At 37.6% G+C, this 14,013-nt stretch carries 14 protein-coding genes, 1 pseudogene and 1 CRISPR repeat array; of the genes and pseudogenes, 1 reads left to right on the forward strand and 14 read right to left on the reverse strand.

Going from position 1 to position 14,013, the window contains the following annotated elements:
• Positions 1 to 12: 12 nt before the first annotated feature.
• From IGJ55_RS13925 to IGJ55_RS13940, 4 genes and pseudogenes are all read right to left on the reverse strand, one after another.
• Entirely contained in the window at positions 13 to 789 is a 777-nt protein-coding gene (locus IGJ55_RS13925) for an ABC transporter ATP-binding protein (RefSeq protein WP_430606668.1), read from the reverse strand.
• Positions 790 to 791: 2 nt separating this feature from the next.
• Positions 792 to 1,883: a FecCD family ABC transporter permease gene (locus tag IGJ55_RS13930; protein ID WP_083244317.1), complete on the reverse strand. Its 1,092-nt coding sequence runs from the start codon at positions 1,881 to 1,883 to the stop codon at positions 792 to 794.
• A gap of 35 nt (positions 1,884 to 1,918) precedes the next feature.
• A complete protein-coding gene (locus tag IGJ55_RS13935) occupies positions 1,919 to 2,542 on the reverse strand; it encodes a nitroreductase family protein (RefSeq protein WP_430606669.1) in 624 nt (207 codons plus the stop codon).
• Between the two features lie 197 nt (positions 2,543 to 2,739).
• Positions 2,740 to 2,898: pseudogene (locus IGJ55_RS13940) on the reverse strand (fibronectin type III-like domain-contianing protein); the annotation flags it as partial.
• A gap of 333 nt (positions 2,899 to 3,231) precedes the next feature.
• Between IGJ55_RS13940 and IGJ55_RS13945 the strand changes: the two are divergent.
• On the forward strand, positions 3,232 to 3,597 hold the full coding sequence (locus IGJ55_RS13945) for a hypothetical protein (RefSeq protein ID WP_207120868.1): 366 nt from the start codon (positions 3,232 to 3,234) through the stop codon (positions 3,595 to 3,597).
• A gap of 99 nt (positions 3,598 to 3,696) precedes the next feature.
• Here the strand turns inward: IGJ55_RS13945 and IGJ55_RS13950 are convergent, their stop codons facing one another.
• The 10 genes from IGJ55_RS13950 to cas5c form a co-directional block, all read right to left on the reverse strand.
• The gene (locus tag IGJ55_RS13950; RefSeq protein WP_069639397.1) at positions 3,697 to 4,233 is read right to left on the reverse strand and encodes an HdeD family acid-resistance protein; all 537 of its coding nucleotides are present in this window, start codon (positions 4,231 to 4,233) and stop codon (positions 3,697 to 3,699) included.
• Between the two features lie 254 nt (positions 4,234 to 4,487).
• Positions 4,488 to 5,102, reverse strand: coding sequence for a PepSY domain-containing protein (locus tag IGJ55_RS13955; protein WP_069639396.1), 615 nt, complete (start codon positions 5,100 to 5,102; stop codon positions 4,488 to 4,490).
• A 102-nt stretch (positions 5,103 to 5,204) separates the two neighbouring features.
• Positions 5,205 to 6,584, reverse strand: coding sequence for a sensor histidine kinase (locus tag IGJ55_RS13960; RefSeq protein ID WP_430606670.1), 1,380 nt, complete (start codon positions 6,582 to 6,584; stop codon positions 5,205 to 5,207).
• Positions 6,571 to 7,278 (reverse strand): response regulator transcription factor, encoded by a 708-nt coding sequence (locus IGJ55_RS13965; protein ID WP_430606671.1) that lies wholly within the window; start codon positions 7,276 to 7,278, stop codon positions 6,571 to 6,573. Before IGJ55_RS13965 ends, IGJ55_RS13960 begins: the two co-directional genes overlap by 14 nt.
• A 150-nt stretch (positions 7,279 to 7,428) precedes the next feature.
• A CRISPR array of direct repeats spans positions 7,429 to 8,334; the repeat unit is 33 nt; unit sequence ATTTCAATCCACTAGCTCTATACAGAGCTAGAC.
• Between the two features lie 169 nt (positions 8,335 to 8,503).
• Complete coding sequence (gene cas2 / locus IGJ55_RS13970; RefSeq protein ID WP_429948701.1) at positions 8,504 to 8,794, reverse strand: CRISPR-associated endonuclease Cas2; 291 nt, start codon at positions 8,792 to 8,794, stop codon at positions 8,504 to 8,506.
• Between the two features lie 9 nt (positions 8,795 to 8,803).
• Positions 8,804 to 9,832 carry a type I-C CRISPR-associated endonuclease Cas1c gene (gene cas1c / locus IGJ55_RS13975; protein WP_430606672.1) on the reverse strand — a complete coding sequence of 343 codons (1,029 nt, stop codon included), beginning with the start codon at positions 9,830 to 9,832 and terminating at the stop codon, positions 8,804 to 8,806.
• A complete protein-coding gene (cas4, locus tag IGJ55_RS13980) occupies positions 9,829 to 10,482 on the reverse strand; it encodes a CRISPR-associated protein Cas4 (protein WP_430606673.1) in 654 nt (217 codons plus the stop codon). The genes cas1c and cas4 overlap by 4 nt, the downstream gene beginning before the upstream one ends.
• Before the next feature lies 1 nt (position 10,483).
• A complete protein-coding gene (gene cas7c, locus IGJ55_RS13985; protein WP_069639390.1) occupies positions 10,484 to 11,347 on the reverse strand; it encodes a type I-C CRISPR-associated protein Cas7/Csd2 in 864 nt (287 codons plus the stop codon).
• 3 nt (positions 11,348 to 11,350) lie between these two features.
• The gene (gene cas8c, locus IGJ55_RS13990) at positions 11,351 to 13,273 is read right to left on the reverse strand and encodes a type I-C CRISPR-associated protein Cas8c/Csd1 (protein WP_429948696.1); all 1,923 of its coding nucleotides are present in this window, start codon (positions 13,271 to 13,273) and stop codon (positions 11,351 to 11,353) included.
• Positions 13,273 to 14,004, reverse strand: coding sequence for a type I-C CRISPR-associated protein Cas5c (cas5c, locus tag IGJ55_RS13995; RefSeq protein WP_429948695.1), 732 nt, complete (start codon positions 14,002 to 14,004; stop codon positions 13,273 to 13,275). The genes cas8c and cas5c overlap by 1 nt, the downstream gene beginning before the upstream one ends.
• Positions 14,005 to 14,013 lie beyond the last annotated feature (9 nt).

Here is a 14,013-nt window from a genome sequence, read left to right on the forward strand (position 1 = left end):
CTTCTTTTATTGTTACATTAGTGATTCACCTAAAGAATAGGCAAACCCTAAACGCTTGGTCACAGGGTTTTGATAAATCGTACACTTCACACCATAAATTTCTTCAATCAATTCTGCCGTAAATAATGCTTCTGGCTGTCCTTCTGCAATAATTTTGCCTTGTTTCATTGCATAGATATAATCGCAATAATGAGCGGCTAATTCCAAATCATGAAGGGCTGCTAAAACGCCGATACCCAATTGTTTTACACAACTCAAAATTTCCAGTTGATAACGAATATCTAAATGATTCGTTGGTTCATCTAAGATCATATAATTAGGTTGTTGTGCAATTGTTCGTGCTAAAATCACACGTTGTTTTTCACCGCCAGATAAAGATAAAAAACTCCGGTCACAATAGTTAGTCAAATTGGTTTTGGCTAATGCATCCATCACGATTTCAACGTCTGCTTGTGTATCCGATTCTAATAATTTTTTATGCGGCGTACGACCTAACAAAACCATTTGAAAAACACTTAAATCGAAATTCAACTCATTGAATTGATTGACGACGCCTAATTGTTGCGCAACTTTCTTTTCAGAAACAGCGAGTAAATCTAACTCATCTAAAAAGACACTACCTGCTTGAGGTTTGATGCCTTTATAAATTCCTTTGAGCATTGTTGATTTACCACAGCCATTGGCCCCAATGATCCTCACAAACTGTTGTTTTCGTGTTTGAAAAGAGATACTTTTAACGATTGCTTCTTGTCCGATCAGGATTTCTAAATCTTTTACATGTAATTCCATTTCTAGCCTCCGAAATTGTAGCCTTTTTTGACAATAATGTAGATAAATAATGGCGCTCCGATCACCGAAGTAATGATTCCGATTGGTAATTCAACACTTGGGATCAAGATTCTTGAAAGAACATCCGCCCAAATCATAAAAAGAGAACCTGACAAAGCTACGATCGGCAATAGACGTTTATGATCTGACCCCACCAACCCACGAACAATGTGTGGAATAATCAGCCCGACAAAGCCGATCATACCAGAATAGGCCACGATCACACCTGTTAATAGAGCCGCCAATAATAAATACAGCTGTCGATACTTACTCAAAGGAACACCCAACGTAATCGCTGCCTCATCGCCTAATAACATCACGTTCAAGATACGATGCTGAAATAAAAAGAAAACAGTAATCAATACAACAACCGTCGATAAAATCGCAAGTTTATTCCAACTAGCAGAAGCCAAACTGCCCATCGCCCAAAAGGTCACTGTTTTGATGCCTTCCGCGTTATTAGCTAAGTACACAATGAAACTAGAAATTGAACTGCATAAAGCGCCAATCACAGAACCTGATAAAACTAATTTTACAGACGTCATCCGTCCACCTATACTAGACAAGAGCAGGACGCCAAAAGCCGCTGCCATGGCCCCGACAAATGCACCAAAAGCTAATCCAAACTGTGAAAAGATACTTCCTGTTCCAAAACCGACCAAAATCGCAAACGTCGCGCCTAGAGAAGCGCCTGAAGAGATTCCTAAAATATAGGGATCTGCTAATGGATTTTGTACAACCGCCTGCATTACAGCTCCAGTGATTGCTAGTCCCATTCCCACAAAAACAGCTAAAATCACACGCGGTGTCCGCACAAACCAAATAATATTTACCGCAGAATTACTTGTAATAGTATCAAGCGATCCTACTCTACCACCAGATACCTTACTCAATAAAATTTGAACAATATCCTCAATTGAAATATTCGCCTGTCCATTGATCAAAGAATAGATGATGGATAACAAAATAAAAAGGACTAAACAGACCAAAACTAATGGATAATAATGCTGTGTCTTCGCTTTGACTCTTGCATCATTTGACTTCATTACTTGCAAAAAAATACGCCCCCTGTATATCTGAAAAATCAACTTTACTCATTACTGCCACCGTTCTCTGCTAATTTCTCAGCTAGCCCTGCTGTCCAGTTTTCTACTGGGATTCTGCGACTTGTTGGCAGTTTCATTTTGGCATCTACTAAACTCAGATCAAGTAAGCCGATAATTTGTCGCTGGCTTGGTACACCAACAGCTTTTTTAAATCCTTCATCGGAAATGACAGGAATCGTCCGCCAAGTGACACCGATTTGTTTGGACCAAGCTGCTAGTTGAAAATTTTGAATAAATGCTGAAACTGCACCGACCGCTTCTAAGTTCAATTTTTCACTTGCATGAATAGGAGCCGTTACAATCAAGGTCAACGGAACATCTAGGAAATAATCCTGCGTTCTTTTTTTAGCAGTCGCTAGATTTTGCTGATCATATCGCGCCCAGATATCCAAACGATCATAGCTATTCATGATTTCTTCTACAAATAATTGCCGTTCTTGTTCTTCACTGACCGTAATGACTTCCCACGGTTCTTTTTTTGAATGGTAAGGCGCATAGCTAGAAATCTCTAATAATTCCTCTATAACATTCATAGCAATATCCTGATCCAACAAGGTTCGGATGGTTCTGCGTTTTTTTATAATCTGTTCGATTGAATAGGTCTCCATCTTATTCCTCCTAGTCTTTTATTTTTTAGGACGAACACGTCCTTATCATGATGATTCCTCTTCAGTTGAAAATGAAAATCATTCTCAATTAGAAATTAAGAGTACCATTGCACTATTTTTTTTGCAAGTCAAATTTGCTCTGGTTAACAAAAAACCGTAGCTCCAGATGATATCCAGAACTACGGCTTTCTCTGAGTTTAGCTTAATGTGAATCGTTCTTCTTGTACCTCTGTTACATTTGCACCTACAAAAACAATAAATTTCCCCGATTCTGCTGCAAAAAGCATTTCTTTGGTATAGAACTTCAAGTCTTCTCTAGTCAATCGAAAAGCAACTTCTTTTTCCTCATCAGGAGCAAGTTCAACTTTTTAAAAAGCTTTCAATTCTTTTACCGGACGCGCCACTAATTCCACCATATCTTGGACATACAATTGTACAGTTTCCACAGTAGTACGTTCCGATCTATTTCTCACCGTTACAGTAACCTGAAGCTCCTCTTCCATTGTTTTACTGCTGACTTGTGGTTTGCTATATTCAACTGTACAGTACGATAATCCATATCCAAACGGAAATAATGGTTCATTTTTAGATTGAGTGAGCGCATGTTTTATGGTACGGTTAATAGTGGTTGAACTCAAGATTTTTAGGGGATCATTCAATCTTATATTTGTTAGGGAGAAGGGGAAAAAATGAAAAAAATAATAGTAGCAGTAACTATTTTATCAATGCTGACTCTTGTTGGTTGTGGTAATTCAACTGGGGACAAAAAAACTTCCGAAAGTACAAAAACAGAAGAGCAATTTCAAAAAGAAGCAAAAAAACGCGAAGAAGATGCAAAAAGAAAACAAGAATTAGTGGAAGAAATCTCAATCATGAAAGAATCAATCGCCACTATGCAAAAATTCCAAAAAGAAAGTGAACAAATGGCAACCGAAAATACGTTTGAAGACATACAAGCGAATTTTGATGAAAGTGTTGCTGTAGGCAAACAAGGGATTGAAGATCTACAAAAACAATTAGCTGATGCTGAAGCCGAATTGAAAGAATTAAAATAATTAATGCTCTAAACCCGAAGAAACCACGTAAAAAAAGTATTTTGCTCCTTCACAACGAAAAGGAACAAAATACTTTTTTTCTCGACTACATTTGTTCAATCACTTAATATTGCGCAATTGAAAGAACGAAACGATTTCGCCGATTCCCATGAAAATCAAAATACCACCAAACAATTGGAACAGTACTAAAAGACTGCTGAATGGATTGAATGTCAATACTAAGCCAGCAATGATCAAAATCACGCTGTAGATCAGCATTGGCAACCAGCTCACATTAACATAAGCTCGTAAATTAACGGATTGAATCGCACGTGTCACGCCCACGACAACGATCACTAACCCAAGGAAAATCGGTAAAATACTAACGATCCCCTTTGCAAATACCAAGACGATTCCTGCGATCACCAATAAAATGATTCCACCAAGAAAACTCATCCCATATGTTCCTGTTTCCTTTTTAACTTTAAAGCCATCATAAAGATTCAGTACACCCATAATTGCAATATAAGCAGAAATAAAATAGACAGCCCATTGAAAGACACTTCTTGGATTGATCAAAATCAAGAGCCCAAAAATCATATAGACAATTCCTCTTAAAAGCGCATATTTTCTTAATTGATCCATAACATTATTCATAAATATCCCTCCATTAACGTTTTACTTGTTTCACTATATATTGTATAGAATTTCTTTGAATAAAACGAATAATATGGTCTATTACATCTGTGACTTCATAATGAACATAGTCTTTTTATTGACTTTAAAAGATAAAGAGTCCGAAATTAAAGTGTTTATTTTCGAAGGAATTACTTTTTTCTCGCCGTTTATTTGGATAAAGAGAACGCGAGACAAAACTGTTTTTTTAGTTTTGTTTCGCGCTCCATATTTTATTAATCATCCAATTCTTGTTCTAAGACATCCCCTGTTTGGGCATTGATTTTTACAGATACTTCTTTTTTGCCTGCTTGGACTTTTACTTCCCAATAAGTAATGGACAAGTCACGTTCTAGTGACCATTCGATCGCAGTTCCCTCACCTACAGTATCTTGGGCAATTTTTGACGCTTCGTCAAGTGATTTTAGTTTGGTCAAATCTAGTGCTTCGTTTTTCTTTTCCACGCCATTTTGTTCATCTTGATCTAATGTTTCTTCACGATCTTTTGTTAATTCGCCAGTTTCAGCATGGATTTTCACTTCATATTCCTTTGAATCATCTACTCCTTTGATTTCATAATAGTAAATGCCAAACGAAGGATCTAAATCAAGGGACGTCACTGCTGTATTGGGATAGGCCGCTTCATAGGCTTTGATAGCTTCATCAACCGTTACTTTTATTTGACTTGTCTTAGTTGAATCACTTGCAATCGTACCTGAATCCGTTGGCGTTGTTTGCTTAATAGAGCTGTTACTTGTCTGTGCTTGATTTTCCAGTGATTTGTTATTACTTGTACAACCTGCTAATAATAATCCTAAGCAGACTGTTCCAATCATCATTTTTTTATTCATTTCATTCAATCCTCTCTGTTTTCCATTCGCTTTATACCCTTATCTTAACAGTTAAACGACTCAATAAAAACAAATAAAGGTGAAAGTTAAATGAAGAAATTTTCATTTTTCATGATTTATAGTAAAGGACACGGTAAAACAACTTCCTAATGGAGCCTTATCCGTTACTGTGATTTCCCCTTGATAAAGTTCAACCAGCTCTTTTACAATCGATAGTCCAATACCAGAGCCAGGAATTTTACTAGAACGTGATTGGTCGACTCGATAAAAGCGTTCAAAGATTTTCTTTTTTTCTTCGTTTGAAATACCTATTCCAGAGTCTTCCACGACCAACTGAATATTGTTGGCATTAGAAAAAAGGGTTACACCAATTGTTCCTGTATCCTCAGTATATTTCATGGCATTTTCAATCAAATTTCTCGCTATTTGATAGAAATGTTCAGTTTGACCTGTGATCAATATCCCCTCTTCTATTTGAACCGTTACGTTTTGCGTACCCATTACACTTAACTCAGTGACTGTTTGTTGGATCAAGGAAGATAAATCAACTTCTTGTAAACTTGCTTGATTTGTTAATCGCCCTAAGGTTAAAAGCTGTTCAACAAGCGTCTCCATTCGTTTTGACTCTGTATCAATATAAGTTAGTGATGTTGGGATCACTTGTGGATGTGTTTTTCCACGACGTTTGATTAAATTGACATGTCCTCTAATGGCTGCTAGTGGCGTCCGCAATTCATGAGAGGCATCTGTGACAAATTCCTGTTCTCTTTTTAGAGATTGGCGTTGCTTTTCCAATAATTCGTTAAAAGACTGCGCTATATTTTGAACCTCCAAAGGTGTCTTAGAAACGGTTAGCTTTTGTTCAATGGCTGAGCTTTCCAGCTGACTGATTTCCTCGTTCATTTTAACTAATGATTGGCTGATTTTTCTAGAGAACCGATACGTGACAAACGCACCAATTAGGATTACGATCACAGTCAAAAAAAGGGTTAAAGAAAAAATTCTACCAATTACCTCAAATTGATCTTCTAGATCCACTAATATAGTAATGTGCGCATTTCTTTTTTGGAAACTTCTATAATAGTAAGGTTCCATTTCACTTGTCCATAAAATTTGATCAAACAAAATCAATTGTTTTAAACGAGGAAATTCAGCATATAATTCTTGAGCATCCTCTGAAGAAAAAATAGTCTCACCGCTAGTTAATCCCACCCGAATCAAGTAAGGTGAATTATCTGTTGCGCCATAATTCACCAAAGCCTTTTGCCATTCAACTGCCTCTTGTGCCTCATTATTTTTTAGCGATCCTTCTAGTAATACCGCTTGTTCCTCCGTTACTTCATACAATTCCGCAATTGTGATACCCATGATAGCAATACTTAAAATCACTATTGCTGAAACAAGCAGGCTGACAAAACGAACCATCAATTGAAATTGAGTCGTATTTTTTTGCTGCTGAAAAGTCTCTTTAATTCTCCTCATTATCTAACCTCAGCACATAGCCAACTCCTCGAACCGTTTGAAGTAATCGCTGACTGGGATTGCGATCCATTTTATTCCTAAGAGAACGAATATATACATCCACCACATTCGTTTGGCCAAAATAATCGTAGCCCCATACAGCATTAAGCAGCTCATCGCGCGTTAATACGACTTCTGAGTGCTTCATCAATTCTGCTAGTAGTTCGAATTCTTTTTGAGTCAGTTGAATGACTTCGCCAAAACGTTCTACTACATGCTTGGTCAAATCTAGTGTTAAATCAGCATAGTGATACACAAACTGTTTTTGTTTTTTCTCTTGTTGTTCTAAGCGACGAATAATTACTCGAATTCTCGCTAATAATTCTTCTATCTCAAAAGGTTTTGTAATATAATCGTCCGTACCAGCATCTAAACCCGTCACTTTGTCGATCAACTGATCTCTTGCGGTCATCATAATGATTGGTACTTGACTAGTTCTTCGAATCCTTCTAGCAACTGTAATCCCATCATATTTTGGCAGCATCCAGTCCAGTAGCAGCATGGTGATTCTTTTTTGATTTTGTTTAAATAGTTCCAATGCCTGTTCACCATCCGAGGCGTAAAGAACATTATACCCTTCAAACCGAAGTTCCTCCGAAATGAAATTTGCTAAGCTTGCTTCATCTTCTATTAATAAAATGACTACTTCATTCATTCTCCCACCCGCCTTTTTTATAGAGTACCTAGTAATTTAAGTCAGGTCAATCAGGAGATGATGAAAAAATCTTCATTTTGATCCTTTTGATTTGAAGTTGTTATAGAGCTAGGCTCAAAAAACTGATATTTTGGCAGCTGAAGCAGCTATATTTCAATCCACTAGCTCTATACAGAGCTAGACTGTAGAAACTATTTATTTTACTATGGATAATTTAATATTTCAATCCACTAGCTCTATACAGAGCTAGACCTTTTGACATAGGGAAAACTCCTAACTGTATTTATATTTCAATCCACTAGCTCTATACAGAGCTAGACAACAGGATCTTGACAAAGACCCAGCAACACCAGCATTTCAATCCACTAGCTCTATACAGAGCTAGACGTGATACCGACGACGGCAGCCTTTGCACCTATATGATTTCAATCCACTAGCTCTATACAGAGCTAGACTTGACAAGCTTAGAGCTGAGCAGGCAAGCTTGAATTTCAATCCACTAGCTCTATACAGAGCTAGACACATCGAGGCAGACTACAGCCGCATCCCTGCACTATTTCAATCCACTAGCTCTATACAGAGCTAGACGATACCGACGACGGCAGCTTATGCACATACATGATTTCAATCCACTAGCTCTATACAGAGCTAGACGTCAACAATGGCGGGTAACGCTTGGGTATTCGGAATTTCAATCCACTAGCTCTATACAGAGCTAGACACTACCAAAATAAACACACTCGTATTTTACAAAAATTTCAATCCACTAGCTCTATACAGAGCTAGACGTCGTCACCCATACCGTACCATGTCCACGTAGACATTTCAATCCACTAGCTCTATACAGAGCTAGACGGTCGGCTAATCTCGCTAAACAAGTTTATGCAGTACATTTCAATCCACTAGCTCTATACAGAGCTAGACCCAGTTTGCGGAGGCGATTTATCAACGGAAGAAATTTCAATCCACTAGCTCTATACAGAGCTAGACTTGTAAGTGTCAATGTAATTTTAAGTATATTGGATTTCAATCCACTAGCTCTATACAGAGCTAGACTGTGAAATTAGCAAAAATATACGACATATTTTCACCTTTTCACAAAAAAACACTTGTAAAATTAAATTTCCATGAGAAAAACAGCTTTTTATTGATAAAAATGGCTAAATTTTGGTGCGGATCCCTTAGCGATTTCATGTACACTTAGGGTTCGCACTTAATTTTCTTTTTAATATATCAGTGGCGCTTCTACATCAAAGCTCTCCTTTGCCCCTATGTGCTCTACTTTATTTTGATAATTATTTCCTAATCGATAAATGCGCAAACTATCCAGCTCTTCATCAATTAAATCAATCAGTTCTTTCTTTAATTTCGTTAACTCCGTCGCATCAACAACACATTCAAAAACAGAATTTTGAACACGCTGTCCATAATCTTGGCACTTTTTTGCCACTTTTCTTAAACGACGAGTCCCATTTTTTGAACTTGTCGCGACATCATAAGTGATCAATACTAACATACTTTTCACCTACTTCCATAAAAACGGTGGATAACCATCTAAATCATCTCTTAAAAAGCGACTTAATAACAATGCCTGAGCGTAAGGAACTAATCCCCAATTGATTTTCTCACCTAAAAACGAATGCTGAATTTGTTCTTGTTTCTTCTCTTGCCATTTTTGAAAAAAGGTACGCCTACCATCATCCGTCAAAATGACTGCACTACTTTCTTTTTTGACAAAATCCTTTTCGGTCACCATTTTCTTATTAATCAACGTTAAAACAAAACGATCCGCATAAATACCTCGCAACTCTTCCATCAAATCTAATGCTAAAGAAGCTCTACCTGGTCGATCTTGATGCATAAAGCCGACATAAGGATCCAGTCCAACCGTTTCTAATGCAGCAGCACATTCTTGCGCTAACAAAGTATACGCTAAAGAAAGCATAGCATTTACATTATCCAAAGGCGGCCGACGGTTTCTACCATAAAAACCGAAATCACTTTTTTGCTGTAAAATCATTTGATCAAACAATAGAAAATAACGATTCGCAGCTTGTCCTTCGATTCCTCTTAATGTTTCTAAATCCCCAACTTGGCGAATATCTTCAATGTATTTTTTTAATTCGCCAGAAATTTGCTTAAAACGCTCGACATCAATTCTCATCGGGTTTTCTCTAGTCATTCGCTCCAACATCCAACGTTGATTGTACAATTTACCAATAATAAAATGACGAGCAATTTCTAAGCTTTCTGCTTCTGTATCCGATAGACGGTATTGCTTTTTCCGCAATGTGACATTACCAGTTGTGCCGCCAGTCACTCGACTGCCAAACTTACCAGAATTTGTTAAAAAGGTTATGCCTATATTTTTTTCAGCGCATTTACGCATCAACGCTGGACTAGCACCTAAATAACCAGAAGTGACAATCGCTTCTATATTATGAAGTGGAACTCTATTTTTCTGTTCATCAATTTTGACCACAATATTCTCACCGTCTAAAGCTAAATAGGCATCTCGGGTTGTTACAAATAAGGTATTCAACAGTTTTTTCACTCGCATAACCTCCGATCTAAGTAACCTTTAACGGTTTGAACATTCATTAATTTAGGTAGACAGATATTTTGTAGGGAACATTTTTTACAAAAATTTCCAGTTTTAACCTTTGGCGTATAGCGTCTTTTCCAATATTGATGCATTTCTGCTACGTTTTTTTGTAATTCTTCACGTAAAGCAGACGTGATTTCGATTTCTTCTCGGCGTTTTGTTTCATGATAATATAAATAGCCTTTAAGTACTTCACAGACTAACATTTCTTCTAAGCAAACGGCTTGAGCTGTTAATTGTAATATATCACTAAGCTCTTGTTTGGGTTTACCATGCTTGTATTCAACTGGTACAGGTAAATAAGTTCCCGTTTCTCCGTTTAATATTACACCGTTTGGATCTTGCACAAATTCCACAACATCACAGATTCCAGTAATTCCTAAAGTTGGTGAATGGATCGGCAATGCGCGAACAATCAAACGATCTTTGCGCTTTTCACGAATTGTTGGTTGATCGGCTTTTTCATGTAAATATTGACCTTCCAATGTCAGCACATTTTCTTGCCATTGCTGCTCAATATGGATCAACGCCCATTGACGACGGCAAAACAAAAAATGTTGGATACCTGAAATCATTAAATAATCTTGTTCATCGTACATATTATAGCCCTTCGATGACAGTTAGCTCGATTCCTTCTAGTGGCTCCACGGTTACTTTGTAATCGTCAAATGATTTTGCGCGGTCGACTTCAGGAATTTTTTCAATTTTTACAGAACGATGGACTTTCGCAGATGACGCTTTACCCATTTTGCTTGGGTGCTCCCACCAGTAAACCTTTTCGACAGCCATACTGCCATCTGGACGAGCGGACGATGCGTCGTTTTCGAAAAGAGTGGTCAGAGCTTCTTTGATTTTTTCAGCATCCGCTTCGGTAAAACCTGTTTTTTCGGCTAGTTGAACATTGATACTGCCGTTGAAGACATATACTCCGAAGTCTACAAAGTGTTTGGTCCCCATGGTGTCAGAGCTTTTACCGCCACCTTCACTGACTGAATTGACACTTTTCGTGATTTGCATTGTATTAATGTCGATTGGTTCAAGGCTGACTGCAGTTTGTATCGAAACTGGACCACGAACACCTACAGAAAGTTCCAATCCTTTAAATGCAAATACCTGTCCAAAACTACGCGTATCAATCCACGTTTCACAAGCTACTTCACTAAATCGGTTCACATCTGCTTTCTTTTTATCAGCAGCAATTTTATTTAATTCTTCGACAGAATCTACACGGTCTTTTAAGCTCTTCAATCCATCATCTGCTCGATCATCAGATTGCACAAAAATTTTCTCTCCCATATCTTGTAGACGATTGCGGATTTTACGTTTGATCGCTACATCCGAAATCTCGCCATAGCCTTCAAAATTTTGGCGTGGTCGGTTTCCGTTTAGTGGATCACCATTTGGATTAGCATTTGTCACTGATGTGATTACTTTAAAGTCGATTTTGTGTGTTAAAACTGTCATGATTTATTCCTCCGTTTTCTCTTCTGTTTTTTTCTTCAAATCTGCTCGTTGGCTGTAATAACCTAATAAATATTTCCCGTCTAAAGCCTTATCTGTATAATGTTCAAACTCAAAAGACTCACCAATTTCGTCTAATAATTTTTGATAATAACTTCCTTTTCCTCTTAATCTCGCTTGATACGGAATTAAATTTTCTTGAATGATCCTCCACGTTTTTAACGGATGATTGCTAAAAGCATTCATATAGCGAATCGCATTTGTACTTCTATTGATACCAGCCTTATATAAGGCACGTTCTTCCAAAACATCAGCAACTGCCAACATTCTTCCAAACAAATAACTTCTATCTTTCTGATTTTTATCTAAAGCCACATTTTTTTCCTCCTTTTTAAAATTGAAATGCTTTTTCATTACTGCACAAGCAATACTCAATGTTTTCTCCCATTCCCATTTCTCCATACTCACGGGATTTGACGCTCTTTGCAGAAGATTTCGTACTAGATTTATTGGAATCCTTTTTCCATCTACAACACAAGGAAATAGTTCATGAATTGTATTTTTTATCAGCGTATCACTCGCTCGTGAACCGTAGGCTGCTTCGGCGATATCCCTCAAAGATGGCGCTCCCCAAAAAGTATAACGCTGCTTATTTTTACTGCCGTAAGTATGTCGCCAGAAACAAGTTTGATGCCAGTCTTCAATTCGAGCAAAGTATTGTTCCTTTTCAATCGAACGATAGTACAGAATCCCCATTCTGCCTGGAGTAGCTGCATCTAGAATCATGATGTAAATTGGTTCATGATACGCAAGCTTCACGCTATAACCATTCAAGGCTTTTTTAAATAACTCAGAAAATTGTTGATGGGTTGTGTCCGGGTTTAGTAAAACTTCCGCTTCTTCATCCTTTGCAAAAATAGCATCAAAATCAAGAAAATCAGCACTGGATTCTTCTGGATTAGGAACCTCTGTTTCTTTTTCCCCCCAGGTTAAAAAGACTCGTCCGTCTAAACTAAACGCTTGTTTGCCAATCAGCCATTTTAAGGCGTTATGGCCTTTTTGTGAGACTTCGTAACTGATTGAAGCCACTTGATTTTTATCTGTAAAACGACCTTTATAGGTGAAATTCACCGAATCATTGCCAGAAATTATTTTCGCCATATCACCACCATAACGTACCTTTGAAGGGTGATTTTCTGTCAGAGGTAACATTTTGCCCGTCACATAATCCAGCCCTTCGTTCGTCAGTTCGTTTGTATAATAAGCGACAAAGGAGTCAATGATTTCAGAATCTCCCCAAAGTGGTCGTTTTCCTGTTCCTTGTTCTTGAACAGCAAATCGAACAAAAGAGGTTCCTTGTTCTCCAACTACTACACTAAATAAAGCTGGTTTTTCACCAAATTCTGCTTCTAGTTCCTTTGACCACTTGGGAATGAGTTGATGATTTTTCTCCACCATTACCTTTGCTTGTACTAAATCTTCAATTAGTTTGCCTTTTTCTAAATAACTTAAAACACTTTTAACAACTGCCTGAGAATAAGCTGATTCACACCATGCTTGCAAGTTCTCTAAATACATCTGATATGAATTTTTTCCAGCTTTATTCTTTTTGTAAACACCACCATATTGCTCAAAGTCACCCGCAACATAAACTAAATTGTCATGGATTAAATGTGGTGCAGACGTTGAACCAGCTCTTCCAGCAGACTCAATCGTTACTGGAATCATTGTTTGTGCATCTTCTTTTGGAACGACACTTGCTGAATAAAATTCACCATCTGGCGTTATCGTTACTTCGATTTGAGCATTTTGATAAGCATGTGCAATGGGTAAAAGAACGATTTCTTTCCCATAAGAAGTTCGTTGGACTTTTCCTACTTGATCTTCATTTTCTTCGTACGTTTCGTATAAGTCATTCAACCAACTCATCATTCGACCTCCTGTTCCAAGGATTCAAATAACTGATCGACGGGTTCTATTTCTGAAAGTTCAAATGTTTTAGCTTGCATCGTTCTAAGCGGTCGAACTAAGGTACATGCTTCTGGGCGAGGAAACTGAATAATCCCTTTTTCCATAATCGGGTGCCACAAACGAACAGCTAGTTCGGCTTTGCCTGTTTCATCTGGATAGGATAACCCATGCACCATTGTGCCAAAGTGCAGCTCGCCTTCATACGCATCATAGTCCCCTTTTGCCACACCAAACTCAACAGGTTCCACATATCCCTGACATTCTCGCGTACCTAGAAAAATATCCCTTCTCCCACCAGCTTTGATTGAACGCTTTAAAATTTGATAATGTTTATCCTCATTCCAATCGCCTTTTAAATCAGGACGATGTTGATTAAACTCAAAATGGACTTTGACTTCATAAACTGGCTTTTTCAAATACGTATAATACGCTAAATCACTCGCCCTGCTATCGTTGTATTTCATCGGTCGCATACCTTTAGGTTCCATTTGAATAGATTTCATTATGCGAACTTCATCAACGTAATAAACAATGGATGGTTTCCAGTAGATACTTTCGGTAATTCCTTTTAAGGCTTGATAGGTAGGAACTTGATAGGTCATTTTCTCTCCACCCATTTTGGTCAAAGGATCCGTAAAAAGAGCATACTCACCTTCTACTCTAAAAGAAATTTGATTTTTATATTTCATTTATGCTTC

The sequence above is a fragment of the Enterococcus sp. AZ170 genome, from assembly GCF_050545135.1.
In the GTDB taxonomy this organism is placed as follows: domain Bacteria; phylum Bacillota; class Bacilli; order Lactobacillales; family Enterococcaceae; genus Enterococcus_L; species Enterococcus_L ureilyticus.

What these genes read in the sequence shown, in the direction of transcription:
- IGJ55_RS13935 (WP_430606669.1), bottom strand. Translation starts at nt 2,542, where the DNA reads ATGGAGACCTATTCAATCGAACAGATTATAAAAAAACGCAGAACCATC.
- IGJ55_RS13925 (WP_430606668.1), bottom strand. Translation starts at nt 789, where the DNA reads ATGGAATTACATGTAAAAGATTTAGAAATCCTGATCGGACAAGAAGCA.
- cas7c (WP_069639390.1), bottom strand. Translation starts at nt 11,347, where the DNA reads ATGACAGTTTTAACACACAAAATCGACTTTAAAGTAATCACATCAGTG.
- IGJ55_RS13960 (WP_430606670.1), bottom strand. Translation starts at nt 6,584, where the DNA reads ATGAGGAGAATTAAAGAGACTTTTCAGCAGCAAAAAAATACGACTCAA.
- IGJ55_RS13950 (WP_069639397.1), bottom strand. Translation starts at nt 4,233, where the DNA reads ATGAATAATGTTATGGATCAATTAAGAAAATATGCGCTTTTAAGAGGA.
- cas2 (WP_429948701.1), bottom strand. Translation starts at nt 8,794, where the DNA reads ATGTTAGTATTGATCACTTATGATGTCGCGACAAGTTCAAAAAATGGG.
- cas5c (WP_429948695.1), bottom strand. Translation starts at nt 14,004, where the DNA reads ATGAAATATAAAAATCAAATTTCTTTTAGAGTAGAAGGTGAGTATGCT.
- IGJ55_RS13965 (WP_430606671.1), bottom strand. Translation starts at nt 7,278, where the DNA reads ATGAATGAAGTAGTCATTTTATTAATAGAAGATGAAGCAAGCTTAGCA.
- IGJ55_RS13945 (WP_207120868.1), top strand. Translation starts at nt 3,232, where the DNA reads ATGAAAAAAATAATAGTAGCAGTAACTATTTTATCAATGCTGACTCTT.
- cas4 (WP_430606673.1), bottom strand. Translation starts at nt 10,482, where the DNA reads ATGTACGATGAACAAGATTATTTAATGATTTCAGGTATCCAACATTTT.
- IGJ55_RS13955 (WP_069639396.1), bottom strand. Translation starts at nt 5,102, where the DNA reads ATGAATAAAAAAATGATGATTGGAACAGTCTGCTTAGGATTATTATTA.
- cas8c (WP_429948696.1), bottom strand. Translation starts at nt 13,273, where the DNA reads ATGAGTTGGTTGAATGACTTATACGAAACGTACGAAGAAAATGAAGAT.